This window comes from Actinomadura sp. NPDC023710, assembly GCF_040639875.1.
GTDB classification, from domain to species: Bacteria; Actinomycetota; Actinomycetes; order Streptosporangiales; family Streptosporangiaceae; genus Spirillospora; species Spirillospora citrea.
The window spans coordinates 63,700-88,479 of sequence record NZ_JBFAGB010000018.1; the positions used below are offsets into that span (position 1 = coordinate 63,700).

A 24,780-nucleotide genomic window follows, 5' to 3' on the forward strand; every position below is an offset into this window, starting at 1 on the left:
GCCCGATCGGCGCTGGGCGGGCCGCGCGGGCGTGCATAGCGTGAGCCGCGCCTGCCCGTCCGGGCGGCCCTGCCCGGACGCCGCCGCAGCGAGAGGACACCATGGGCGAGACGACCGAACCCGCGACCGCGGCCATGCCGGACTACGCCGGCATCCGGCGGATCAACGTGACGACCCTGCGCGACGGGGTGGCGCCCGGCCACCTGTTCATGTCGCCGCAGTCCATCCTGGAGCCCGGCGCCCCGCACGGCCTCCAGATCGCCGACGACCGGGGGCGCGTGGTCTGGTACCTCCCGCTGCCCGAGGGGGAGTACGCCACCAACCTGCGTGTGCAGGGCTACCAGGGGCGGCCGGTGCTGACCTGGTGGCAGGGCGAGGCGACCAACACCGGCGTCGGCATGGGCACCTGCTACGTCGCCGACACCTCCTACCGGGTCATCGCCTCGGTCCGGCTCGGCGGCGACCTGCCGGTCGACCTGCACGAGTTCCTGCTGACCGACCGCGGCACCGCGCTGGTCGTCGGCTACCGGAACAGGCCGTGGGACCTGTCGCCGGTCGGCGGCTCCGCGGACGGCACGGCGATCGACAGCGTCGTCGAGGAGATCGACGTGGCGACCGGCGAGGTGCTGCTGCACTGGAGCGGCCTGGAGCACATCCCCCTCGGCGAGAGCGACCTGCCCGTCGCGCTGGCCGGGGACGGGCCCTGGGACCACCTGCACGTGAACGCCGTCGGCGTGGACGACGACGGCGACCTGGTGATCACCGCCCGCAGCTCCCAGGCGGTGTACAAGGTCGACCGGCGGACCGGCGAGGTCCTCTGGAAGCTCGGCAGCGGCGCCAGCACGTTCGCGCTCGGCGTGGGGGTGCGGTTCAACTGGCCGCACGACGCGCAGCCCGTCGGCGGGAACGTCCACCGGATCTTCGACAACGGGGCCAACATCGGCATGCTCGGGTACGAGTCGCGGGTGGTGTGGATCCGCGTCGACCCGGGGACGGGCGTGGCGACGCACGTCCGGCAGATCACCCACCCCGAGCACCTGTCGTGTCCCGTGGAGGGCGGCGCGTACGGGCTGCCGAACGGCAACACGCTGGTCGGCTGGGGAGCCGCGGGAAGGATCTCGGAGTTCTCCCCGGACGGCGAGCTGCTGTTCGACGCCGAGATGCCCGAGGGACCCCTCTGGAGCACCTACCGGGTCTACCGGCACGAGTGGCACGGGCGGCCGGACGCGCCGCCGGAGGCGCGCTTCGACGGCGGCCAGGTGCACGCGGTCTGGAACGGCGCCACCGGCGTCGCCCGCTGGCGCCTGTCGGCCGGCCCGTCCGAGGACGGCCTGCGCGAGGTCGACACCGCGGAGTGGGACGGCTTCGACACCGCCGTCAAGCTGCCCGACGCGCACGGGGCCGCCTTCGTCCGGGTCGACGCGCTCGACGCGGACGGCCGCACGATCGGCTCCTCGCCGGTCACGCCGATCGAACGCTGACCGACCGAGCCGGGGCCTGACATGAAGGTATGGGAAACACAGGAGTTCCTTTTCGGCGACGGGCCGGACGCCAGGGTCCTCGACTATCCGCAGTACGGGTTCGAACTGGCTCTGGCGCGCCTCCGTCGGCGCAACCCGCCCGCCGCGCCGTGGTGGAGGAGGTACGTCAGGACGTGGCAGAGCTTCGAACCGGGCCGGGCCTTCCCGAATGAGGGGGACGCCGAGGAGGGCGAGCCGCTCGTCTACGGCCTCTCCCAGGTCTGGAACGAGGACGACGTCATCTACGCGACCGTCAGGAATCTCCTCCTGGAGGGAGCCGACGAGGTCTTCGTCCTGGACGACGCCTCCGACGACGACTCGGCGTCGGAGGCGGAAGCCGCGGGCGCGACCGTCATACGCGACGAGAGCGACGGGAAGTTCGACGAGCTCCGGCGCACCAGGCGGATGCTGGAGGTCGTCGACGAACGGACCCGGGCCGCGGGACGGCCGGTGTGGTGGATCGTCGTGGACGCCGACGAGTTCCCGCGCGGCCCGCGGGGGACCACGATCCGCGACCTCGTCCGGACGCTGCCGCCGTCGGTGGACACCGTCGGCAGCCGCGTCCTGGAGCACTACCCGGGACGGACGTCGGCGCCGAAGCCCCGGCACCACCCGCTGGACGAGCTGCCGAACGCCCGCTGGCACGACAACCCGTCCTGCCCTGCGGGCCACTGGAAGCACCAGCTGCTCCGCGTCCGCGAGCCCGGCTCGCTCCGCTTCATGTTCGGCCGGCACACCGTCGCGGCCCCGCCCGGCAGGAGGCCCGTCGTCGAGAGCGAAGCGTCCCTGCTGATGCACCACTTCCCGCTGCGGGGCCGGGAGTGGACGGAGGAGAAGTTCCGGCTGGCGGGCTCGGCGGCCGGCCGCTACGGCGCGAGCTCGGACTCGTTCGTCAAGCAGCGGCTGGAGAAGCGGCTGCGGATGCTCGGCCTCGCGTACGCGGAGGAGTACCACCTGCTGCCCAACATGTTCCCCGGGGAGCCGAGGACGGGCACGCCGGTGCGCGACTGGCGGGAACTGGTCCCGCCGGCGGAGCGCGCCTGCGCCCACGAGGCCGGCGCTCCCCTGTGAGGAATCGGCGTGATGGCCGGGCGGCCCCCCGAGCCGCCCGGCCCCGCCGTCACCGGCGCTCGTCGAGGAATTCGACGATGTGCCCGAACACGTCCAGTGCGGCGCTCCGGCCGATGAACGGGTCCACGTGCCCGTAGCCGGGGATCTCGACGTAGCGCACGTCGAGCCGCGGGTGCCGGGCCGCCAGGACGTCGTGGCACAGCTTGTTGGCGTCCAGCCAGAGCCCGTTCTCGCTTCCGGACATCAGCAGGACGGGGCAGTCGATGCGGTCCGCGGCGTCCAGGGCGTTCTCCGGCAGCGCGCGGTAGCGGCCGTCGGAGAGGTTCCACCGCACCACGGTGTGGGCCAGTTCGATGCGCCGCAGGTGCGGGATGACGCACATCGGCGCGCTGCCGAACAGGTCGGCCAGCCGTTCGTGGGTGCGCCGGTCCAGCTGGTCGTGGACGAACAGTGACGCGCCCACGCTCCAGGCGGAGTTGTGAAGCATCTGGCAGGTGGGGTCCGGGCAGTCCGCCCCGAGGGACGCCAGGGCGAACAGCGGGGTGTACCTGGACCGGAACCCGGCCTTGCGGAAGTCGACGGGGACGTGCCGGATGCGCCGCCGCAGCACCTCGAAACCGAAGTGCATGCGCAGGCGCGTCGAGGCGGCCAGTTTCGGCGTCAGGAAGACCCCCTGCGCCACCACGCCCGCCAGTCCCGGCACGAGGCCCGCCGTCATGCTGAGCGACAACGACAGCGCCCCGAGGCAGTGCGCCACGACGAACAGCCGCCGCCCGCCGATCCGCTCCCGGACCCGCGCCACCGCCTCGGGGATGTCGTAGAGCGCGACGTCGTCGAAGCTGTAGCCCGCGCGGTCGTCGTCGTTGTGGGGAGCCGGCAGCTGCCGCGCCAGTCCAGCAGCCACGGCTCGTAGCCCGCGTCGAGCAGAACGTCCACCAGGTTGCGGGTCTCCGGCAGGACGAACATGTCGGAGGACGCGGTGAGGCCGTGCAGCAGCAGCACCGCGGGCCGGTCGCCGTCCGCGGCGCCTTCGGAGCCGTTCGCGCGGGTCACGCGGGCCAGCGCGAGGTCGGTCCCGTCGGACGCCCGGAACGGGATGTGCTCGATCGCGGCGGCGCCGTGCCGCGCGTAGAGCCGTCGTGCCGTCATCGGATCTCCCTCCTGCGGTCCTTCACGTCCCGGCGCAGGTCCAGAAGTTCCGCTCCGGCGCGCAGGCTCGGTTCGAGCAGGCCCCAGCCGACCTGGGCGAAGAACCAGCCGAGCCACATCAGCTTGGCCAGGCGCTGCTCCGGCGGCGGCAGCGCGGGATCGACCTCGATGCCGTCGATCTGCTCGCGGACGTAGCCGTCGGCCGGCACGACGACCTCGCCGGTCAGGCTCGCCGGCTCGCCCTCGCGGCCGACCTCGACCGCCAGCGTGCGGGCCTGCCGCCAGAGGTCGCGGCGCGCGCGGGCGGTCTTGACGCCCTCCAGCCACCAGCCCTGCCCGCCCGCGTCGCGGAGCGCGAGCCGGTACCGCAGCAGCGGATGGTGCAGTCCGTGGCGCAGCGGGATCCCGTCCTCGGGGCGGACGACGATGTCGCCCGACTCCACCGTCAGCGGTTCCGGGTGCAGCCGCGCGCACGTCATCTCGCCGCGCACGTCGACGCGCCGTTCCCTGACGAGCTGGTACATCCCGGCGATCGACAGCGTCAGCGACAGCGAGCAGACCGTGTCGGTGACCAGGCCCGCGGGCCCCAGCGTCCCTTCGAGGGTCTCGTGGAACGACAGGTACGGCGGGTCGTCGCGGCCGGGCAGCCGCGCCAGGCCCGCCTCCGCGAGCCGCTCGTAGGTCTTCAGCTGCGCCTGCGCGCCGTAGCGGACCGGTTCGGGCAGGTCGTGCCGCGCCACGAAGGCCTCGGTGCGCTCGCCGGTCGCCGCCGGGCCGAGGAGTGTCGCCTCGACCAGCTTGACGGCCGTCGCGCTGCGCAGGACCCGCGCCAGGAACTCCAGCTCGGGGACCGGGTCGGCCTCCATGGCGGCCAGGAAGGCGGCCCTCCACTCCTCCCAGCCGAGCACGGGGACGTGCATCCCGCCGAGCCGCATGTCGTGCAGGACGTCCGGCAGCGTGTTGGGCCGTCCGGTGAGGTTGTAGGTCGTCCCCCAGCCGTCCGGCTCGTACACCACGGCGGCGGCGACCTGGCTGACCCAGTCGACCGGGGCGGCGTTGACGGCCCGGAACGCGGGCACCTTGCGGAACCGGGAGAACGCCGACAGCAGGCCGCTGCCGATGTCGGTCGGGTTGTGCGCGCCGGTGAGGGTGTGCCCGCCGATGGCGCCCGGACGCATGAGCGTCACGGTCAGGCCGTGCTCGCGGGCCCGCCGCAGCGCCACCTCCGACGCCCACTTCGACCGGTCGTAGCCGGTGGCGAGGCGGTCGACGCGCGCGAGCGGGTCGTCCTCGCCCATGGAGGCGATGCCGACCTCGTTGAACACCGCGACCGAGGAGATGTGGTGCAGCGGCTTGGACGGCCCGGTCGCCGCGAGCTCGGCAAGCGTCAGCGGCCCGAGCACGTTGGCGCGGCGCAGCGAGGGGTAACCGCGCAGGAAGTCGACCGCCGCCGCGACGCTGACGATCGAGTCAACCTCCCGCGCCAGCTCCTCCCACCGGCCGCCGTCGAGCCCGAGCCGCGGCTCGGCGATGTCGCCCGGCAGCACCGTCACCCGCCGCCGGACCTCCGCGGACCACGGCAGCCGGAAGCCGGCGAGCGCCTCGCCGAGGCGCCGCTCGCCCTCCCGCGCGTCGGCGGCCCGCACCAGGCAGACGACGTGCGCGTCGCCTCGCCGCAGCAGGTCGAGCAGCAGGTGCCCGCCGAGGAAGCCGGTCGCGCCGGTCAGCAGGATGCGGCGGGGCGGGGTCGCGTCGGCCGGGCCGGTCCAGGGCAGGCGGTCCGCGCGGGCCAGGTCGGCCGCCACCAGGTCGAGATCCTCGTCCCTGCCCTCGTTCTCGTCGTCGGCGGCGTCGCCGTGCTCCCGGTGCGCCGCCGGCGCGGACGCCAGGCTCAGCCGCGCGAGGCGGCGCGGTCTGGCGTCGGCGAAGACGTCGTCCAGGCTGAGCCGCAGGCCGAGGTCGCGGTTGAGCGCCGCGGCGAACCCGGCGGCGTCGACCGACGTCGCGCCGGCGTCGAAGAAGTCCACGTCGACGCCGATCTGCTCGCCGCCGAGGAAGGGCGCCGTCCGGGCGGCGATGGCCGAGGCAAGCCGTTCAAGATCCCATTCCGCGCCGTCCTCGGCCGGTGCGCCGTCCGTTCCGGTCGGCGGCGGCTCCCCGCCCGGCCGGGCGCCGCCTCCGGATCCGAACCGGGCCAGCAGGTCCGTCACATCGCTCCGCCCGCGGCCGCTCTGCTCCAGCAGTTCGCCCTCGTGGCGGCGGTCGGGGACCGGGGCCAGCCCGGTCCCGTCCGCATCCGCTCCGTTCACCGTCTCCGCTTCCTTCCGTGGTTCACTCACCGTCGGCCTCCAGGGCGCCATCCGTCGCGCCGGACCAGGAGCGGAACGCCCGCAGGCGCTGCGGCTCGACCAGCACGTCCAGCCGCCCGCCGGTGTCCTGCGCTCCCGCGAGGGCGGCGACCAGGCGCCGCGCCGGGGCGTTGCGGGGCGTGTGCTCGGCGATCAGCCGCACGGCCGCGCACCCGAGGGCCCCGGCGCGGTCGGCGAGCCACCGCAGCAGCCGCTCCTCCACCCCGCGGCCGAGCACGCGGCAGCTCAGCATCCAGGCCGCGACCTCCAGCACGCCGCCGTCCGGGCGGATCGCCAGGACGCCGATCTGGCCGTAGTCGCCGAACCGGTCGCGCGCCGAGACCGTCCACACCTCGCCGCCGCGCCGCGCCCGGTCGAGCGCCGTCCGGTCGAGGACGGCGGGGCGCAGGTTGAACTGGTTGGTCCGGCGGCTCAGCTGGACGGACCGCTCCGCCGTCGCCTCCGACAGCGGCTCGACGTCCACCTCCAGTTCGAGCCTGTCGAGGAAATCCTCGAAGCCCGTCCCGGCGCGCGCCTCGTCGCGGTCGCGCTCCTGCCGGTAGAAGTCGGCCCGCGCGGCGTCCTCGCGGGTGGCCGCCCACGGGGTGGCCGGCCAGAGCCGCGCCACGAACGCCGCCAGCTCGTCCGCGGGCGGGCACGTCACCGACAGGACCTCCGGGAGCTCGGCCCGCACCGCGGCGATCTCGGCCGGGTTGTCGTCGAGGAACAGGACGCCGTCCGTGCCGAGGCCCAGCTCGTCCGCGGCCGCCCTGATCCGCTTGGCCTTCGGGCCCCAGCCCGCGGCGATCACGCTGAAGTGCTCGGGCCGCAGGACGCCGTCCGGCCGCTCCAGTACCGCGCGCACCGTGGCCTCGTCGTTGTTGGAGACCAGCACCAGCAGGACGCCCGCGGCGCGCCAGGCGAGCAGCCGCCGGGCCAGGACCGCGCGCGGCCCGGCCAGGTCGACCGCGTCCGGGCCGATCTCGCCCGCGACGCCGCCCCACAGGGTCTCGTCGCCGTCCACCGCGATCACCTTGGGCGCCGGGCGCAGGATCGCCCGGACCGTCTCGGCGGCGGTGAGCGCCACGGCCGCCTGGAACTCGGCGGTGAAGGGCAGGTGGGCGAGGGTCTCGGTGCCCGCGTCGAAGCGGTCGGCGACGGGATGGTCGCGCGTCCAGTCGTCCGGCCGCACGACCGCGACGCCCGGCCGGCCCTCCAGCCGGGACATCAGCTCCTCCTCCCACCGCCGGAGCCCGGCGTCGTCGGTGCGGGAGGGCAGGACGCCGAGGATCACCGGTTTCCGGGTCCGCTCGTGCAGGGCGCCGAGGGCCGCCGGGTACTCCTCGGCCAGCTGCGCCGCCAGTGCATCCGTCACCGGCCCGGACCGGGCCAGGTCGCCGCCGCGCAGCAGCACGATCCCGGCCACGGTGGACGGCCGCGCGAACGGGCCGGCCGGGGCCAGGACGCTCGCCAGGGGTTGCTGGTCCGGCGCCGCGAGGACGACCGGCGCGTCACCGCCGGTCTCGGCGAGGGCGCCGCCGAGGAGGGCGGGCAGGTGCCCGAGGGCGAACGTGGCCGCCACTGCCACCGAGGCGGTGGGCTGGGCGGGCGCGCCCGTGGTGAGCAGGGCGGGCGCGCCCGTGGTGAGCAGGGCGGGCGCGCCCGTGGTGGGCAGGGCGGGCGCGCCCGTTGCAGGCTCCGCCGTGCCCCCGTCCGCCACCTGCGCGAGGAGGTCGAGGTAGCCGCGGCCGAGGCGCGCGGCGGCCGCCTCGTCGAGGATGTCGAGGTTGTGGTCCAGTCGCAGGTGCCCGAGGCCGGGCCCCATGCTGACCATCAGGTCGAGATCGAGGTACCCGGTCCCGGCCGGCACGATCTCCGGCCCGCCCGCCGCAGGCGCCTGCGCCCGGATGTGGTTGAAGTAGACCTCGACCAGCGGCGCGTCCGCCCGGTACAGGCCGGCGCCGGCGAGGGCGGCCATCGCGCCGGAGAACGAGGCCCCCTTCTCCAGCACCCGCTTGAGGCGGGCGTCGGTCCTGGCCAGGACGTCGGCGATCGGCTCGCCTTCGTTGACCTCGGCCGCGAGCGGCACCGGGACCCCGAAGTAGCCGAGCGCGCCGGTGGCACCGGCGTGCATCCGGGAGTCCACCGGGACGGCCAGCACGAACCGGCTCCGGTCCCGTAGCCGCGCGAGGAACACCTGCAGCGTGCCGAGGCAGAGGGCGGCCGGGGTCACGGCCAGCTTCCTCGCCTGGTCCGCCACCCGGTCGAGGAGCCCGCCGGGGATGTCGAGGGCCAGGGTGCCCGCGCGGAACGTCCGCTTCGCCGGGCGGCTCTCCACCAGGTCCAGCCTGCGGCAGCCGGCGAACTCCTCCTGCCATCGCGCCGCCGCCGGCTCCTCGTCCTCCTCCTGCGGCGCCGCCGCCGAGCGGGCCTCGATCAGCAGATCGATGTCGCCCCGCGGGGGCCCGGCCGCCGGGGGAGCGCCGGCCAGCGCGGCGCCGATCTCCGCGACGGCGAGGATGAGCGACTGCACGTCGCTCACGGCGTGGTGGGCGCCGAAGACCAGGACCTGGTCCCCGGATGCGGACTCCACCATCTCGAAGCGCCACAGCGGTGCCGCGGTGAGGTCGAACGGTGGTTCCATCAGCTTCTGGAGCGCGGCCTCGGCGTCCACGTCGTCCACGACCGACCAGCGCAGCAGGTCTCCGGCGGGCCGCCGGTGGACGGCGAACCGCGTGCCGTGCTCGGGGTCCCGCACGATCGCCGTGCGCAGGGCGGCGTGCCGGTCCGCGAGCCCGGTGAGGGCCTGCGCCAGCGCCTCCCGCGTGACGGGCGACCCCAGCCGGACGGCCATGCCGATGTGGTGGGCCACGCTCGGCGTGCCCTGCTGCTCCGTGCGCAGCAGGCGCGTCACGTCCGCCGGGACCGGCCGGAACACGACCTCCGCCCCGTCGTCCGCCGGCTCCCCGGCCGGTTCATCCGGCGCCGTCCCGCCCCCGCCCGCTGCGACCGGAGCCTGGAGGAGCCTGGCGGCGAGACCCCGCACGTCCATGGTCGCCAGCGCCGACAGTGACGTCCCGACGCCGAGGCTGCGCGTGATGGCGTCGTGCAGCACGACGAGCGAGTGCGAGTCGAAGCCGAGTTCCTGCATCGACCTGCCCATGGGCACCTCGGCGACGGCGTCGCCGGTGACCTCGGCCACCGCGCCCCGCAGGAACTCCTCGACCAGGCGGGTGCGCTCGGCGTCCGTCGCCGCGGCGCGGATCCGGCCGGCCACTCCCTCGGCGGCCGGATCGGCGGCGGGGCGACCGGCCAGCTCGGACAGGATCGGATGCGCCGCGGCGAGCCCGGCGGGATGCTCCAGCGCCGCCCGGTCGAGCGCGATCGGCGCGAGGCGGCGCCGGGACGAGCCGAGCAGGCGCTCGAACAGCTCCCCGCCCTCCGCCGGGGACAGGCTCGCCATGCCGGACCGCGCGAACGCCGAGTGCCGGTCGGCGTCCGCGGCCATGCCGACCTGCGACCAGGCGCCCCAGTCCAGGCTCAGGGCCGGTCGGCCGGTCGCGGCGAGCGCGTGGGCCCAGGCGTCCAGGAAGGCGTTCGCGGCGGCGTAGGAGCCCTGCCCGACCGGTCCGAGCAGGCCGGCCGCCGAGGAGAACAGGACCAGGAAGTCCGTGTCCGGCACCAGTTCGGTGAGCAGCGCGGCGCCCAGCACCTTGGGCGCCAGCACCCGGGCGATCCGCTCCGGGGTCAGCGTCCGCAGAGTCGCGTCGTCCAGGACGCCGGCGGCGTGCACGATCCCCGCGACCGGGGGCGCCTCACCGCGCAGGGCGCCGAGCGCGGCCTCCAGGGCGGCGCGGTCCGCGACGTCGGCGCGGACGGTGTGGACGGCCGCGCCCCGGGCGGCGAGCCCGGCGATCCACTCGGCGGCCGCCGCGTCCGGCGCGCCGCGGCCGAGGACGGCCACATGCCGCGCGCCGAGCGCGACGAGCCGTTCGGCGGCCACCCGGCCGAGGCCGCCGAGACCGCCTGTGACCAGGTACGTCCGGTCCGGGCGCAGCGCCGCGCCGCCGCCGTCGGACCGGGTGCGCGCGAGCCGCGGCACCAGCCGGCCCGCGTCGCGCAGCGCGACCCGGGCCTCCTCGTCCGCGCGGCCGAGCTGGGTCCAGAGCGCGTCCGTCCCGCCCGCGGCGGGCATGTCGACGAGCGTGGCGCGCAGCTCCGGGTACTCGTGGGCGACCGTGCCCCCGAAGCCCCACCCGAGTGCCTGCTGCGGGTTGGCCACCCGCGCGCCCGCTCCCGCCGCCTGGCTGCCCCGGGTGACGAGGAACAGGCGCGGGGCGGGGTCCCACGAGCGGTCCGCCAGCGCCCTGACCAGGTGCAGCGTGGTCGTGCAGCACAGCAGGGCGGCCTCCGCCATCGACTCGGCCGAGTCGATGGCCGGCGCGTCCAGGCCGAACAGCTGGACGACCCGTTCGGGCGGGCCGTCGCCGAACGCCTCGTCGAGCAGCCGCGCGAAGTGCGCCGGGTTCCGGGGATCGATCCGGAAGCCGCCGGAGCCGTCGGAGCCGAACGCGGTACCGCGCCGGACGAGCACGTGCGGCACCGGCCCGAGCCGCCGGGCGAGGTCGGCTCCGACTCCGGAGCCGTCGGCCAGGATCAGCCACGGCCCCTGGCCGGGCGCCTGCGCGGCGGGCGGCCGGGGCCGCCATTCGACCTCGAACAGCGACCTGTCCGCCGGCGCGGGCGCGGCCAGCTCGAAGCCCCGGACGTCCAGGACGAGCCGTTCCTCCTCGTCGAGGAGCCGCAGGTCCAGGACCGCCGCCTCGGAGGTCAGCGACCGTATGCGGCAGGTGACCCAGACCGGCTGCGCGCGGACGCCGGTGAAGCGGACCCGGCCGGCCCCCGCGGGCACGAACATGCCGTCGGCCGGGACGTCGCTCGGCAGCGCGCCCGCGCGCAGCGCCGAGTCCAGCAGCGCGGGGTGGAGCAGGTAGGACGACCCTGGCGTCTCCGCCAGCCGCCCCAGCGCTTCGCCCTGCCCTCTCCAGGCCGCCTCCAGGGCCCGGAACGCGTCGCCGTAGTCGATCCCCGCGGTCGACAAGGCGGCGTAGAGGTCCGGGAGCCTCACCTCGTCGGTGCATCGTCTCCGCAGCTCGGCGAGGGGCTCGGTCTCTTCGGGCTCCTGCGCGTCGGCGGGCTCGAACCGGCCCGCGACGTGGTTCGTCCATGGGGCCTGCGGGGCGCCCGAGGGACGGGAGGCGATGGTGAAGGCCCGGTGCCCCGCGGAATCGGCGGGCTGGACGACCAGCTGGAGGCAGACGGGTTCGTCTTCGCGGAGCCGCAGCGGACGCTCGAACCGCACGTCGGCCGGCTGGACGGCGGTCTGGAGGGCGGTGGACGCCTCCAACGCCATCTCCAGGAACGCCGAGGCGGGCAGCCAGACCGTCCCGCCGACGCGGTGGTCGGCGAGATAGCCGAACCGGTCGTCGCGCAGGTCGACGTCGGCCTGGGCGATGTGCCGGCCGGGGACCTCGCTGTCCTCGACGTGCCGGTGCAGGAGCGGCATGCCGCCCGGCTCGGCCGCGGGGGCGGCCTTGGCGGACGTCCAGTAGCGCCCGCGCTCGAAGGCGTAGGTGGGCAGGTCCACGTGGGATCCCGCCGGGGCCGCCTTCGACCAGTCGGGCGTGTACCCGTCGGCGACCAGCAGCGCCAGGTTGTGCAGGACGCGGTCGTGCTCGCCGCCGTCGCGGGTCAGCGAGCCCGCGACCGAGACCTCGACACCGTCCTCGGCGGCGACGGCCTTGATCGACGACAGGAGGGCGGGATGCGCGCCCACCTCCACGAAGTAGCGGAAGCCGTCGGCCAGCATGCGGCGCACGGCCGCGGCGAAGCGGACGGGCTCGCGCAGGTTGCGGGCCCAGTAGCCGGCGTCGAGTGCGTCCCCGGGCACCGGCTCGCCGAGCACCGTCGAGTAGAGCGGCGTCCGGGAGGGCGCGCCCGCGATGTCGCCGAGCCGTTCCGTCAGCTCGCCGCCGACCGGGTCCATGTGGAAGCTGTGCGTGGCGAAGCCCACCGGCACGTCCTGGACGGGGACCTGGTCCTGCTGCAGCTGGGCCCGCAGTGCGATGAGCGCGTTCAGGTCGCCGGAGACGGTGGTGGCCCGGCCGCTGTTGACCGCCGCCACCTCGAGGCGCGTCCCGTACTCGGCGAGCATCTCCCGCACGCCGTCCGCGGGCAGCCCCACGGCCAGCGACCCGCCGAGCCCCGCGACCGGACGCACGGCGAGGCCCCGCCGGGTCACGACGGCGGCGGCCTCGTCCAGCGTGAGGGCGCCCGCGGCGTGCGCGGCGGTGATCTCCCCGAGGGAGTGCCCGACGACCGCGCCGGGCTCGACGCCGAGCGACCGCCACATCCGCGTCAGCGCGCAGCCGAACGCGAACAGCACCGGCTGCGTCACGTCGGGCCGTTCGAGGTCGGGGGCCCCGTCCCCGCCCCGCATGGCCGCGAGCACCGACCAGCCCACCTGGCGGCGGATCGCCTGGTCGCACTCGTCGAGCGCGTCGGCGAAGACGTCCGAGCGGGCCATCAGCTCCGCGCCCATGCCGGTCCACCGCGCGTTGTGGCCGGGAAAGACGAACGCGAGCCCGCCGGTGACCGGTTCGCGGGACGGGGACGGCACCAGGCCGGGGGCCGGCCGCCCGGCCGCGGCGGCGTTCAGGCCGGACACGAGCGTCTCGCGGTCCGCGGCCAGCACGACGGCCCGGCGGTCGAAGTGGCTCCGCCGGTTGGCGAGGGTGTGCGCGACGTCCGGCAGCGGCGCGTCCCGGCCGCCGTCCTCCAGATGGGCCGCCAGCCTGCCCGCCTGGCGGCGCAGCGCGGAGCTGCCGCGTGCGGAGACCACGAACAGCCGTCCGGCGGGCTCCCGCGCCGCGGGCGCCGCGGCCCGCGGCTCCTGCGGCGCTTCCTCCACGATGACGTGCACGTTCGTGCCGCTGATCCCGTAGGAGTTCACCCCGGCCCGGCGGGGACGCTCCCCGCGGGGCCAGGCCATCGGCTCCTCGACGAGCCGCAGGCCGCTGCCCTCCCAGTTGACCCGGCGGGTGGGCCGCTCGACGTGCAGGGTGCGCGGCAGCGTCTCGTGCCGCAGCGACAGCACGACCTTCATCAGCCCCGCCAGGCCGCTGGCGGCCTGCGTGTGCCCGATGTTCGACTTGATCGAGCCGATCCGGAGGGGACGGTCCGGCGGACGGGTGTCCCTGAACACCCGCGCCAGCGCCCTGGCCTCGATGGGGTCGCCGAGCGTGGTCCCGGTGCCGTGGGCCTCGACGTAGTCGATGTCCGCCGGGGCCAGGCCGGACAGCTCCAGCGCCCGCCGGGTCACTCGCTCCTGCGACGGCCCGCTCGGCACCGTCAGGGCCTGGCTGCGGCCGTCCTGGCCGACGGCGCTGCCGCGCAGCACGGCCAGGACCTCGTCGCCGTCGCGCCTGGCGTCGGCGAGCCGTTTCAGCACGACCATCGCGACGCCGTCGGAGAACGCCGTGCCGTCGGCGTCGCCGGAGAACGACCGGCACCGGCCGGTCGGCGACAGGGCCCGCATCCGGCTGAACTCGACGAACGTGTACGGGGTGGTCATCAGCGTGGCCCCGCCGACGAGGGCCTGGTCGCACTCGCCGGCCCGCAGCGCGGACGCGGCGAGGTGCACCGCCAGCAGCGACGACGAGCAGGCGGTGTCGACGGTCATCGCCGGGCCGACCAGCCCGAGGGTGAAGGCGAGCCGTCCCGAGGCCACGCTCAGCGCCGAGCCGGTGCCGACGTAGCCGTTGAACTGGTCCAGGCTCAGCCCGGAGAGGTAGTCGCTGCCGAGCATGCCGAGGTAGACGCCGGTCGGGCTGCCCGCGAGCCGGGCCGGAACGGTCCCGGCCCGCTCCAGCGCCTCCCAGGCCGTCTCCAGCAGCAGCCGCTGCTGGGGGTCCATCGCCGCGGCCTCCCGGGTGGTGATGCCGAAGAAGCGCGGGTCGAAGGCGTCGATGTCGTGCACGAAGCCGCCGTGGCGCGTGCAGGTCCGGCCCGGGGCCTCGGGGTCGGGATCATAGAGCGCCCCGGCGTCCAGGCGGTCCGCCGGGAACTCCTCGATCGCGTCCTCGCCGCCGGACAGCAGCCGCCACAGCCCGTCCGGATCGTCCGCGCCGCCCGGAAGGCGGCACGCCATCGACACCACCGCCACCGGCTCGCAGGCCGGCGGCCCGGTGGGGGAGTCGGCCCGCGCGCCGTGCCGCTCGAAGTCGGCGAGCGCCCGGGTGAACCTGTGCGCTGGTGCGTCCATCGCTTGTCCTCTCGGTGGTCTGCGCGGGGAGCGGTGGGGGGTGCGGCGTCAGGACCCGAGCGCCGTCACGGGGGAGGCGCCCAGGGGCCGGCCGCCGGTGTCGAGCGCCTCGACACGCACGAACCGGACGTCGTCCGGCAGCGGAGCGGACGTGTCGAGTCCGTCCCACTCCACGGTCCCGACGGCTTCCAGAGCGTCCTCGTCGCGGCCCGCGTACAGCCGCCATCGCGCGACGCCGGTGGCCCCGTTCCACACGGCGTGGACGCGCCCGTCCTCGAACCTGACCTGCGGCGGCGTCTCCGGCATGCCGTCCCAGGGGTGCCGGTAGACCCGGTAGGTGGTCCAGCCGTTGCCCGTGGGGGAGTGCGCGTCGAACAGCAGGTCGCCCGCGGGCGAGAACTCGGAGATCCGCGCGGCCCGCCCCCAGCCGACCAGGGTGTTGCCGTTGGGCAGGTCCTGCGCGTTGCCCTCGGCGATGGCGGACAGATGCTCGGGATGGGTGACCTGCCGGACGAACGTCGCCACGCTCGTGGCCGTGTCGGCGCGGACCCACACCACCCGCGACTCGTAGCCGGCGAGCAGTTCGTTCGTCGCGTTGTCGAAGAACCGGTAGACACCGTTCCCGCAGGGCTGCCCGTCGTGCTGCCAGTGGCACCGCGCCCCCACGCCCAGCACGAACGAGCTGTGCGCGCTGCCGAGCTTCCAAATGATCTCGCCGGTGCGCCGGTCCACCTTGTAGAGCGCGGACGACATCCGCGCCGTGATCAGCAGGTCGCCGTCGTCGTCGACGGCGACGGAGTTGACGTGCAGGTGGTCGTAGGGGTCGGCGAGCGCCGCCGGCAGGTCGCTCTCGGCGAGCGGGACGTGCTCCAGGCCGCTCCAGTGCAGCAGCACCTCGCCCGTCTCCACGTCCACCTCCTCGACCACGCTGTCCAGCGCGACGCCGTCCGCGGGACCGCCGATGGAGCTGAGGTCGCAGGGCTTGGGCTGGTAGCTGACCAGCAGCGCGGTGCCGCGCCCGGTCAGCAGGAACTCGTGCAGGTCGAAGGGCTGGTCGCCGCCGGCGCGGACGGTGGCGACGGTGCGGTAGCCGCGGTCGAGGACGTACCCGGTCCCGTCGCCCACGCCCGTCTCGGTCGCCTGGCCCTGCCACCAGGTCAGCACCGGCTCCCCCCGGTACTCCTGCACCCGGACGTTCGTGGCGTACTCGCCCTCGGGAACGGGGTGGAACCAGAGTGTGCGCCCCCGGTCGTCCGCGATCTGCGGGCCGTGGCACTTCTCCGGCTCCAGAAGGGACTGCGGCGACATGAACAGGTACCCCGGCGCGAGGCCGTCCAGCGCCCTCGTCACCCGGATCCGCGGGATCTGTGAGTAGTCCGGCAGGGGCCTGGACTCGGCCCTCGCAGGAATTGCCGTTTTCGTCATGGTCGTCACCTGCACAAAGGCTCAGGGATGGGCAGTGGTGCGAAGCGGGCGGCCGGCCGGGCCCCAGCGCTCCACGAGGTCGGCGGTCAGCGCCACGGCGTCCTCCTTGCGCAGGGCGTCGCCGAGCGCCTGCGCGCGGGCGCGGTACACGGGGTCGAGCACCCGGTCGAGAGCGCGGTGAAGCCGGTCGGGCGTGAGCCGGCGGAACGGCAGCGTGACTCCGGCGCCGAGCCGCTCGATGCGCCAGCCCCAGAACGGCTGGTCGGCGTAGACGCTGGCGACCACCGCCGGAAGGCCCGCCCGCAGCGCCGACGCGGTCGTCCCGGCGCCCCCGTGGTGGACGGCGGCGCGGCACCGCGGGAGCACGCGGTCGTGGTCGAAGTCCGACCGCGCGACGTACAGGTGCTCCGGCAGGTCGTCGGCGAACCGCCCGAGGTCGCTCCACCCCACGCCGACGAGCCCGCGAACCCCCAGCCGGGCCGTCACCTCGGCCAGACTGCGCAGCGTCTCCGCGGGAGAGAGAACCGGGATGCTGCCGAACCCGAAGTAGACCGGCGGCGGCCCCGCGTCGAGCCACGCATCCAGTTCGGCGTCCACGGCCCCCTCGCCGAGACGCTCCCGGAGCGCGGGCCCCAGCACCGGCCAGCCGACCAGCTCATGCCGGGCGGGCAGGTCGGACGGGACGGGCACCACATGGCGGCTGTACAGGTGCAGGGCGGGCCAGTCCTCCTGGCGGGGCAGGCGCCGCACGCGCGGGACGCCCATCGCGTCGCACAGCTCGTCCAGGTTCGCCCTGTTCTGTAGCCAGTACAGCTGGTTCAGCACGCGCGAACTGGTCCGGTTCGCCCACGGCACGCGGAAGTCCCGCACCCGGGGCATGATGCTGCTCGTGAAGTCCCCCGTGGGCTGGATGGGGAAGGAGTACAGGATCCGGCTGGGGATTCCGAGCGCCTCCTCCAGATAGAAGCCGCGCAGCCCCATCGTCAGCGTCGTCAGGATGAGGTCGGCGCCCTCGGCCGCGGCGCGGCAGGCCTCGGTGATCGTGGCGTTGACCTTGCGCTCGTCGGCGGCGATCCGCCGGATGGCGGTCATCGCCCGGCCGCGGGCGAGCATCGAGCGGCCCTCCTCCGAGCTGAGGAACCGGCCGATGTCGGTACCGGTCGGCACCGCCTCCAGCCCCGCCTTGCGCACCCAGGGCGCCAGATCGGAGTTGACGGCCACGACGACCTCGTGCCCGCGCCGCACCAACGCGTCGCCGATGGCGATCATCGGCTGCACATCGCCACGGGTGCCGGCCGAAAGGAACGCGATACGCATCGCTCTCACCTGCGCTCTCTGGGGGAACGCCGAGAACGCTACGGACCGCCGCCACCGCGCACGATGGGCGTTAGACCGGACAAGCGTCCTCCCCACCCCGCCGGACAGTGTTTATTGCAGTGTCTTTCTCTTTCGGGCCTGGGGGCCCGAAAGAGAAAGACACTGCGGGCGATCGCTGGCATCGCTCCGACTCGCCTTGCGGCTCGCTTCGCGATCAGATTCTTGCTTCGCTCGAATCTGCCTTCGGACGCGATCGCGGCCCCCCAGGTTGTCACCTGGTTGCCCTGTCGGCTGAGGTCGCCGCAGTAGTAGGCAGCCGTTAGCGGGCCGACGATCAGGTTCACTCTTTGGCTCGAAAATGCGCTTGGTGCCCCGTTCATCCGAGGTTCGCGGAAGCGCGACCACGTGGTGCAGAAACCTCAGCCCGCTCAGCAACCCCGCGACAGCTCGTGGCTCGTGATCGCGTCCGAAGGCAGGTTCGAGCGAAGTATGAATCTGATTGCCTGCCCGCTGACCGTCACCTGCTATTGCGGCAACCTCGGCCGACCCGGCAACCGCGCGACAACCTGAAGGCCGCGATTGCGTGGGAAGGCGGGTTCGAGGGTGCGAGAACCTGACCGCTTGCCCGCTGACCGTCACCCGCTATTGCGGCGACCTCAGCCGATACGGCAACCGTGCGACAACCTGAAGGCCGCGATCGCGTCCGAAGGCAGATTCAAGCGAAGCGAGAATCTGATCGCGCAGCGAGCCGCAAGGCGAGCCGGAGCGATGCCAGCGATCGCCCGCTTTTATCGACGATGGAGGGCCGCCAGGCCCGAAGGAGGAGAAAAAAGCTAGAGATACAGCCCGGTGCCGTGTTCTGGGCGTTCGCTGGCGATCGCGTGGAGGTCGCGCTCTCGCATGACCAGGTAGTTCTCGCCCTGGATCTCGACCTCGTACTGGTCGCCCGGGTGGAACAGCACGCGGTCGCCCGGCTTGACGATCCGCACGTGGTGGCCGACCCCGCAGACCTCTCCCCACACCAGGCGGTTCTGTTGCTCGACGGTGGCGGGGATGACGATGCCGCCGGTGCTGCGGCGCTCACCGCTGTCCTTCTCGGACTTGATCATGACGCGGTCGTGCAGCATCTGGACTTCGAACTTCGGCGCGGACACGCGGCGAGTTTATCCGTCCGCGCGGGTCGGAACGTTCCGAGGCCGTGTGGCGCCGGGTCAGGGCAGGGAGGTGAGCTTGGCGTAGACGCCGGGGTAGCCGGGCTTGCCGCAGCCGTAGCCCCAGGAGACGAGCGCGGCCACGCGCCCGCCCGCGACCAGCGGGCCGCCGCTGTCGAACTGGCACGAGTCGGCCTTGGCCGACCCGGCGCACAGCATGTCGGACGGGTCGAAGGAGTCGCCATAGGCGCGCCGGCACGCCGCGTCGCCGGGGAGCGGCACGCCGGCCGCCCGCAGGCGGGTGTTGAACAGGTCGTTCTCGGAGGTGAAGCCCCATCCGGCGATCTCGCCCGTGCGGGCGGAGCCGGGGGTGCCGAGGGGGGCGGGCGGGCGGTTCACGCGGCGCGCGAGCGTCAGGACGGCGAGGTCGTGGTGGCTGACGGTCTCGCCCTTGAAGGACGTCTCGCGGTACTTCGGGTGCACGCGTACGGACTTCACCGTGACCGTCTCCCCGCCGCGGCCGGTCAGGTCGTCCCGGCCGAAGGTGGCGGTCAGGACTCCGGGCACCGAGCGGAACATCGACACGCAGTGGCCCGCGGTGAGCAGCCGGTCGGGTTTCACCAGCACGCCGCCGCAGAACTGCCCGGACGGGCGGACGAAGAAGATCGGCGAGCCCACGGCGGCCAGCCACGGGTACCGCGCGGCGGGCGCCGGGGCGCCGCCCACGACGGCGTCGGCGGGGGCGGCGAGCGGCGCGAGCCCCAGGGAGGCTCCGAGTAGCGCGAGACCGAGGGACCGGCGGGACGGCAGGGCCATGGCCGCACTGTAAGCGATCAAGGGGCGGCGCGCACCCGTTTCCCGGCGGCGGCCCGGTGCGCCCGGGCGGCCGGCTCCTCGTAGCGGGGGAAGAGCGCCAGCGCGGCCAGCGCGAGCGCGAAGCCGCCCGCCCGGAGCGCGAACGGCGCGGTGTCCCGCGGCCACTGCTCGCCGAACAGGACGGTGCTGCTGAGGACCAGGTACGTCCGGCCGATGACGGTGAGCACGACCGCGACGATCGCGATCCGGCAGCGCTGCAGCGCGACCTGCAGCTGCCCGAGCGCGATCGCGGCGAGGCCGATCGTCAGGTACGGGTAGGGGGACTCCAGGACCGCCCGCGCGCTGCCGGTGTCCTGGTAGAGGATCGAGATGCCGCGGATGCCGGCCTCGGCCAGCCCGGCGCAGGCCCCGGCGCCGATGCCGTAGGCGACCCCGGCGAGCCTGCGGGCGTGCCGCCCGCCCGCGCGGCGGTCGCCGACCAGCCACACCAGGGCCGCGACGACCACCGCCGGGGCGCACACGGCGAGCATCGTCCAGGGCCGGGCGAGGGTCCCGGTGAGGGTGGCGTCGGCGCGCAGCTCGCCCTCGCTCGTGGCCGACAGCCCGATCAGCCCGGTGGCGAGGACGAACAGCGCGACGCTCGCCCACTCGCGCAGGCCCAGCCGCTCGCCGAGGAACCTCACCGCGAAGGCGACGAGGAGCACCAGGCCGAGGGCGAAGACGGGCTGCGCGACGGCGAGCGGGAGCGCGGAGAACGCGACGACCTCGTAGCCGAGGCCGAGGAACAGCAGCAGGCCGCCGCCCAGCCAGACCGGGTCGGTCAGCATGAGCCGGGCGACGCGGAACGGGCGGCTGCCCCGCAGCGGCTCCATCCGGCGCGCGGAGACGCGGAAGACGAGGAAGGCGATGTAGTAGACGGTGGTGGCGAGCAGGGCGAGGGCGGCGTAGCCCAGGTCGTGACCCATCGGGAAAGACCCTTCGGCGGACGGGGGCGGGATGAGTCGTCCGGCGCGCCTCGAAGCGACTCGCCCTGCCACGATGCCCTCTCGCACCGCCTGTGACAAGGCCGTGACCCCTGACTACATGATCAATCGTATTGACGGCCGGTGGTGGACGACAGGCGGGAGACGAGCCCGCGCGGCAGCAGCCGTGTGACCCCGACGACGGCCTTGTACTGCGCCCCCGGGACGCTGACCTGCACGCCGCGGCGCAGGTCGCGCAGGGCGGCGGCCACGACGTCGTCCTTGTCCAGCCACATGAAGTCCGGGACGCCGGACATGTCCATCTGGGCGCGGTCGTGGAACTCGGTGTGCACGTACCCGGGGCAGAGCGCCATCACCCGGACGCGGCCCCGCGACCGCTTCCGGATGTCGGCGGCGACGCCCTGGCTGAAGTTCACGACCCACGCCTTGGACGCCCCGTAGGTGCCGCGCGTCGCGAACGCCGCGACCGACGAGACGTTGACGACGCCGCCCCGGCCGCGCGCCAGCATCCCCGGGAGGACGGCGTGCGTGAGCCGCAGGACGGCCTCGCAGTGCACGCGCAGCATGGTCAGCTCGTCCGACACCGGGACGTCCAGGAACACGCCCCTGTTGCCGAACCCGGCGTTGTTGACCAGCAGGTCGACGTCCTTGCGGGCGCGCTCCTCGGCGGCGGCCAGCCCCTCGTCGGTGGACAGGTCGGCGGGCAGCGTCTCGGCGCGCACGCCGTAGGTCGCGCGCAGGTCGCCGGCGGTCCGCTCCAGCCGCTCGGCGTCGCGGGCCAGCAGGACCAGGTCGAAACCGTCGGAGGCGAGGCGGTGGGCGAAGGCGGCACCGATCCCCGCGGTCGCACCGGTGATGTAGGCGGTCGGCATGGGACCGAGCCTAGGCCGCGCCCGCTACCGGGCGGCGGCACGCCGCGCGCGGAAATGCCGAGGGTCGGGCCGGCGGGTCGCGCGGCGGTAGGCGAAGGTGTAGCCCGGCCAGTTGTTGACGACCTTCCCGCCCGCCGTCATGTACCAGCTCCGGCAGCCCGCCTCCCAGACGGTCGAGCGCATCCGCTCCTGCATCTCCCGGGTGAACGCGTCCTGCACGTCCGGCCGCACGTCGATCCAGTCCAGGCCCGCGCCGCGCAGCGCCTCCACGCACCCGAGGACGTACCGGAACTGCGACTCCAGCATGTAGATGATCGAGTTGTGCCCGAGGTTGGTGTAGGGCCCGTACAGCAGGAACAGGTTGGGGAAGCCGCTGACGGTGATGCCGAGGTGCGCCTGCGCGCCGTCCCGCCACGCATCGTTCAGCTCCCGCCCGTCCCGTCCGACGATCTTCATGGGGGACAGGAACTCGGTGGAGCGGAACCCGGTCGCGTACACGATGACGTCGGCCTCGTGCTCGCCGCCCGCCGTCCGGATGCCCGCCGGGGTGACGCGCTCGATCGGGTCGGTGACGAGCCGCACGTTCGGCCTGTTCAGCGCCGGATAGTAGTCGCCGGACAGCAGGATCCGCTTGCATCCCATCCGGTATCCGGGGACGAGCTCGACGCGCAGCGCGGGGTCGGCGACCTGCTCTGCCAGGTGCCGGCGGAAGCCGCGCTCCATGATCCCCATCAGCCGCGGGTACCGGATGAAGCCGAGTGCGCGGGCCTCGAACAGCGCGTAGATCCGGGCGCGGCTCAGCGCGTACAGCCCCGGCACGGCCCGCAGCGCGGCCCGCTCCCAGTCCCGGTACGGCCGGTCCGGCTTGTCGATCACGTACGGCGCGGACCGCTGGAACAGCAGCAGCTCCGCCGCCTCCCCGGCGATCTCCGGGACGATCTGGACCGCGCTCGCGCCCGTCCCGATCACCGCGACGCGTTTGCCCCGCAGGTCGGTGCCGTGGTCCCAGCGGGAGGAGTGGAAGGCCGGGCCCGTGAACGACTCGCGCCCCTCGATCGGCGGCAGCTCGGGCCGGTTGAGCTGCCCGCACGCCGAGACCAGGACCCGCGCCGCGAGGTCCCCCGTCGTGGTGGAGATCCGCCAGAGCGCCGCGTCCTCGTCGAACCGCGCCTCGGTCACCTCGGTGCCGAACCGGATCGCCTCCAGCACGCCGTGCTCGCGGGCGCAGTGCCGCAGGTACTCCAGGATCTCCGCCTGCGGCGGGAAGCGGCGCGACCAGTCGATCTTGCGCTCGAACGAGAACGAGTACAGGTGGGACGGGACGTCGCAGGCCGCGCCCGGGTAGGTGTTGTCGCGCCAGGTACCACCGAGGTCGCCGGCCTTCTCCAGGATCACCACGTCGCGCACGCCAGCCCGCCGGAGCCGGATCGCCATCCCGATCCCGCCGAACCCGCTCCCGATGATCACCACGCTGTGCGTCATGGCCGTCCCGAATCTCATTCTGTATCGGTACCCCACGAGCGTAGGTGACCGTGAAGTCACTGAGAAGGTGTCGCGGCGGCGCGTTTTGTCGGCCGGTCCTGACAGCATCCCGGCATGCCCGACGACGCCCTCGCCACCGAAGCGCGCACCGACGACGGCCCCGGCGCCGTCCAGGCGATGATGGCGCGCGCCTGCGAGTCCGAGGAGCAGGGCTCCCGGTTCGCCCTGCTCCTCCAGGAGGCCCTGCCCGCCGCCGAGCGCCTCGACGCCGGGGCCCTGCGCGAGCTGGCGCCGCTGCTGAAGCACGTCACCGGCCGCTTCGCGCGGGCCGACGTCCCGATCGGGTACCGGCAGCGGGTCGACCGCGGCCTGCGGGCGCTGCTGGCGAGCGTGGACGAGGCGTACCTGCCCGAGGGGGTCCTCCCCGTCCACGACACCTGGGCCGCGCCGCTCCGGGAGCGCGTGCGGACGGCGCCGTCGGCCGAGCTGACCCGGTTCGTCCGGCACCTGGCGGGCCTGTCGGCACCGCGCCCCACGCGCACGTGGCATCGCGCGTGCGTCACCCTCGCCGACGAGGCGGCCGCGCGCGAGGACGTCGCCGAGTGCCTCCGCGCGCTCGCCGAGGACGAGCCGTACTGCACCCGCGAGGACGGTCCGCACACCGGCTCGTCCTGCGGATACCACCATGTGGTCCACCCGTACCACGGGGACGTCGCGCGCGGCGCCGTCTGGGCGGCGGCCCTCACCGGCGGCCCGGAGGCCGTGCCCCGCCTCCAGGCGCTCGCGCTGCGCATGGGCACCTCCGGCCGCGACCTCTACGAGGGCCCCAAGCTCGCGGGCGCGGCGATCAACGCGCTGGGCGCGATCGACGATCCGCGCGCGCTGGAGGCGCTCTGGCGCCTCCGCACGCCGATCAGGAACCGCGCGCTGCGCAAGCAGCTCGACACGGCGCTCCAGGCGGCGGCCGAGCGGCAGGGCATCACGCGGGCGCAGCTCGTCGAGCGCACCGTCCCCGCCCACGGCCTGGGCCCGGACGGCTCGGTGGAGCGGACGCTCGGCGTCCACACGGTGCGCGTCGCGGTCGAGGGCGCGGCGGCCGTCCGGATCACCTTCACCGGCGCGGACGGCCGCGCCCTCCGGACGGCCCCGGCCGCGGTCAAGGACGGCTTCCCCGAGGAGCTGGGGCGGCTGAAGGCGCTCGCCAAGGAGGTGCGGGCGACGCTGTCGAGCGAGCGGGCGCGCGTCGAGGGCCTCATGTCCGAGGACCGCGTCTGGCCCTACGCCGAGTGGTGCGAGCACTACCGCGACCACCCGATCACCGGTGCGGTCGTCCGCGGCCTCATCTGGGAGTTCCAGGACGAGGACGGCCGCTGGCGCGCATCCCTCGCCGCTCCGGGCGGCGACGCCGCGCACGTCAGGCTCTGGCATCCCATCCGCGCGGCGGTGGACGACGTGCGGGCCTGGCGGGAACGCGTCGTCGACGAGCAGGTCCGGCAGCCGTTCAAGCAGGCGTTCCGCGAGATCTACCTCCTCACCCCGGCAGAAGAGGGCACTGCGACCTACTCCAACCGGTACGCGGCGCACATCGTCCACTACCGGCGGCTGTACGCGCTGTTCAGGGAGCGGGGCTGGCAGGCCAACTTCCTCGGCCGGCACGAGGGCGGCCTCAACGGCGAGGCGCGCGGCGAGTTCGGCGGCGGCGAATGGCGGGCGTGCTTCCACCACGAGCCGGTGGACGACGCCGACTGGGTGATCGAGCACGCCGCGACCGACCAGGTCCGCTTCGAGCGCAGGCACGGCCGGCGCTGGCGGCAGGCGCAGCTCGCCGACGTCCCCCCGCCGGTGTTCAGCGAGGCGATGCGGGACGTGGACCTGTTCGTCGGCGTCACCTCCATCGCCGCCGACCCGGACTGGGCCGACCGGGGCGAGGACCGCCACGCCGCCTACCGGCGCGAGGCGGGCTTCGGCGCGCTGACCGCGAGCGCCGAGGTCCGCCGCGCGGCGCTGGAGCGCATCCTGCCGCGCACGAGGATCGCCGGACGGTGCGCCCTCGACGGCCGCCACCTGGTGGTCCGCGGAGAGCTGCGCACCTACAGGATCCATCTGGGGTCGGCGAACGTCCTGATGGAACCGGACGGCGCCTACCTGTGCATCGTCCAGGGCCGCCGGGCCCCCGGCACGCTGTACCTGCCGTTCGAGGACGAGCGGCTCTCGCTCATCCTGAGCAAGGCGTTCCTGCTGGCCGCCGACCACAAGATCACCGACGCCTCGATCCGGCGGCAGATCGGCGTGTGATCACCTGGAACGTTCTGGAACCGGCGCC

Annotated in this window: 13 protein-coding genes; 3 read left to right on the forward strand and 10 right to left on the reverse strand. The window is 74.5% G+C overall.

Translation table 11 applies throughout. From position 1 onward, the window contains the following. Positions 1-101: 101 nt before the first annotated feature. Together AB0H37_RS21845 and AB0H37_RS21850 are read left to right on the forward strand one after the other, a co-directional pair. Positions 102-1,481, forward strand: a complete 1,380-nt coding sequence (locus AB0H37_RS21845) for an arylsulfotransferase family protein (RefSeq protein ID WP_329088445.1) — start codon at positions 102-104, stop codon at positions 1,479-1,481. 21 nt (positions 1,482-1,502) lie between these two features. Continuing rightward, positions 1,503-2,591, forward strand: a complete 1,089-nt coding sequence (locus AB0H37_RS21850) for a glycosyltransferase family 2 protein (protein ID WP_360614711.1) — start codon at positions 1,503-1,505, stop codon at positions 2,589-2,591. A gap of 49 nt (positions 2,592-2,640) precedes the next feature. Here the strand turns inward: AB0H37_RS21850 and AB0H37_RS21855 are convergent, their stop codons facing one another. The 10 genes from AB0H37_RS21855 to AB0H37_RS21900 form a co-directional block, all read right to left on the reverse strand. Further along, positions 2,641-3,495 carry a hypothetical protein gene (locus AB0H37_RS21855; RefSeq protein WP_360614713.1) on the reverse strand — a complete coding sequence of 285 codons (855 nt, stop codon included), beginning with the start codon at positions 3,493-3,495 and terminating at the stop codon, positions 2,641-2,643. A 241-nt stretch (positions 3,496-3,736) separates the two neighbouring features. After that, complete coding sequence (locus AB0H37_RS21860; RefSeq protein ID WP_360614715.1) at positions 3,737-6,049, reverse strand: thioester reductase domain-containing protein; 2,313 nt, start codon at positions 6,047-6,049, stop codon at positions 3,737-3,739. A 22-nt stretch (positions 6,050-6,071) separates the two neighbouring features. Further along, complete coding sequence (locus AB0H37_RS21865) at positions 6,072-14,411, reverse strand: SDR family NAD(P)-dependent oxidoreductase (RefSeq protein WP_360614717.1); 8,340 nt, start codon at positions 14,409-14,411, stop codon at positions 6,072-6,074. Positions 14,412-14,459: 48 nt separating this feature from the next. After that, on the reverse strand, positions 14,460-15,836 hold the full coding sequence (locus AB0H37_RS21870; RefSeq protein WP_360614719.1) for an arylsulfotransferase family protein: 1,377 nt from the start codon (positions 15,834-15,836) through the stop codon (positions 14,460-14,462). A gap of 21 nt (positions 15,837-15,857) precedes the next feature. Beyond that, the gene (locus AB0H37_RS21875) at positions 15,858-17,153 is read right to left on the reverse strand and encodes a glycosyltransferase (protein WP_360614721.1); all 1,296 of its coding nucleotides are present in this window, start codon (positions 17,151-17,153) and stop codon (positions 15,858-15,860) included. An 833-nt stretch (positions 17,154-17,986) separates the two neighbouring features. Next, on the reverse strand, positions 17,987-18,307 hold the full coding sequence (locus AB0H37_RS21880; protein ID WP_179836086.1) for a co-chaperone GroES: 321 nt from the start codon (positions 18,305-18,307) through the stop codon (positions 17,987-17,989). Positions 18,308-18,364: 57 nt separating this feature from the next. Beyond that, entirely contained in the window at positions 18,365-19,120 is a 756-nt protein-coding gene (locus AB0H37_RS21885; RefSeq protein WP_360614723.1) for a serine protease, read from the reverse strand. A gap of 17 nt (positions 19,121-19,137) precedes the next feature. Beyond that, entirely contained in the window at positions 19,138-20,085 is a 948-nt protein-coding gene (locus AB0H37_RS21890; protein ID WP_360614725.1) for a DMT family transporter, read from the reverse strand. Positions 20,086-20,207: 122 nt separating this feature from the next. Next, a complete protein-coding gene (locus tag AB0H37_RS21895; protein ID WP_360614727.1) occupies positions 20,208-20,975 on the reverse strand; it encodes an SDR family oxidoreductase in 768 nt (255 codons plus the stop codon). A gap of 24 nt (positions 20,976-20,999) precedes the next feature. After that, positions 21,000-22,475, reverse strand: a complete 1,476-nt coding sequence (locus AB0H37_RS21900; protein WP_360614729.1) for an NAD(P)/FAD-dependent oxidoreductase — start codon at positions 22,473-22,475, stop codon at positions 21,000-21,002. Positions 22,476-22,571: 96 nt separating this feature from the next. Here AB0H37_RS21900 and AB0H37_RS21905 point away from each other — a divergent pair, with 96 nt between their 5' ends. Next, positions 22,572-24,752 carry a DUF4132 domain-containing protein gene (locus AB0H37_RS21905; protein ID WP_360614730.1) on the forward strand — a complete coding sequence of 727 codons (2,181 nt, stop codon included), beginning with the start codon at positions 22,572-22,574 and terminating at the stop codon, positions 24,750-24,752. The last annotated feature ends 28 nt before the right edge of the window (positions 24,753-24,780 follow it).